This window comes from Mammaliicoccus stepanovicii (assembly GCF_002902525.1).
GTDB lineage: Bacteria > Bacillota > Bacilli > Staphylococcales > Staphylococcaceae > Mammaliicoccus > Mammaliicoccus stepanovicii.
Genome location: NZ_PPQZ01000112.1, coordinates 1 through 1,622, shown reverse-complemented (window position 1 = coordinate 1,622; position 1,622 = coordinate 1). Strand labels below are relative to the sequence as shown.

General features: G+C 29.5%; 1 protein-coding gene and 2 tRNA genes. All 3 read right to left on the bottom strand.

Translation table 11 applies throughout. The features are described from left to right. Nucleotides 1–501: 501 nt before the first annotated feature. Nucleotides 502–589: transfer RNA gene (locus tag CD111_RS11405), tRNA-Ser, on the bottom strand. 1 nt (nucleotide 590) lies between these two features. Beyond that, nucleotides 591–665: transfer RNA gene (locus CD111_RS11400), tRNA-Asn, on the bottom strand. Nucleotides 666–796: 131 nt separating this feature from the next. Then, a complete protein-coding gene (locus CD111_RS11395) occupies nucleotides 797–1,363 on the bottom strand; it encodes a competence protein ComK (RefSeq protein ID WP_095088809.1) in 567 nt (188 codons plus the stop codon). Nucleotides 1,364–1,622: the final 259 nt, after the last annotated feature.

Below are 1,622 nucleotides of genomic sequence, written 5' to 3'. Positions count from 1 at the left end.
AGATGTGTATAAGAGACAGATCCTACTTCATATCAAATAGCGTAAGTATACAATCACATTCACTCGTTCTAATGATTGTTACAATAATCTTCTATCGCTTTCATCAATTGTACTTATGTCCTTTATCTCGTATATAAAACAATTTAATTCCTTGTTTTCCTATAATATGAACAACTATACTTTTCCTATTGTTTCATTTCCCACTGTTAAATTAAATATTTCATGACCTTGTGTATTTAATCCATCTGGTAATAGCTTTTTAAAGTAGTTACTACTTTTTTCGAATGATTCTTCTTCTCCCCAAGCACCGCTTTTGACTTGTTCTTCAGCAAATTCTTAACATGACATCTCATAGAACTCAATAAATTCTTTGTCTATTAAAGCTAATAATTCTACAGTCATCCATATTCCCTCGTTTCTGTATTTCGTTATGATATATTATACACATAATAATAAACATAACAAAAAAGCCTGCAACCATAAAGGTTACAGACAATATAACGGAGATGGAGGGATTCGAACCCTCGCGCCGCAGAACGACCTACACCCTTAGCAGGGGCGCCTCTTCAGCCAACTTGAGTACATCTCCATGGCTCCACAGGTAGGACTCGAACCTACGACCGATCGGTTAACAGCCGATAGCTCTACCACTGAGCTACTGTGGAATAATGATATTTATATCAAGCACAAATACTATTATATCAACCACAGTAATATTTTCAAGTGTAAACTCAAAAAAATTAACGGAACATTTACACTTCTAGTGATAGTTGTTCCGTTATTTTGATTTTAATAGCTAATGCTTATCTTTTAAATACATTTTAATTACATCCAACACACTATATCCTTCTTGTTTAAGGTCTAAATCAAATGGACTTTGGTCTTTATTTAAATTGTTAATAAAGATTTTATTTCTATGATTTTTATAATGTAAACAAGTACAATTTAAATATTGATGATTTAGAATATGGAATGATATTGGTACTTCTATTGATCGCTCTTCTTCAAATTGAATTTTAGATTTATTTCCTTTTAATTCAACTATATTCCGCACGTACAATAAATTTATCCATGAATTTTCTATCGATCTCTCTGAATGTGTACAAAAAAAGTAAGTGGATGTAATTGGTGATATTAAAATCGGAGGTTTACTTGAAATATTAGTTAGTCTTTTGGTGAACAACTTTCTTTCCTGTATATGTTCACCATAAAATCGACAAGATTGATTCATAATTTCTTGTGGTCTTTGTTCAATTATAAAAGTGTCTTTTCCCGCTTCAGAAACCTCTGTATGAACAATATGTTCATTAAACTTTACTGCTTTTAGATAAATGGTATTTTGTTTTATTATGTAACGCTCCATCGCATTACTCCCTTCATATATATTTTCCTTATTTTATCTTTCTATAAATAAAATATAATTCATTATTTCATAGTAGTCAATATTTTTTGCCACTTTTTACTATTTTATGCATATATAATGTTCCGGCATAAATTTAGAAATCGTATATCACGATTTCAATTTATTTACGATATTTTTCATAATCTTTTCAAGCAAAATAATTTGAAAATTATAAATACTATCATATAATAAGGATATAAAGCAATTTGTTTCTAAATTT

Excerpts from the sequence above, each read along its gene's own strand:
- CD111_RS11395 (WP_095088809.1), bottom strand. The coding sequence starts at position 1,363 with ATGGAGCGTTACATAATAAAACAAAATACCATTTATCTAAAAGCAGTA.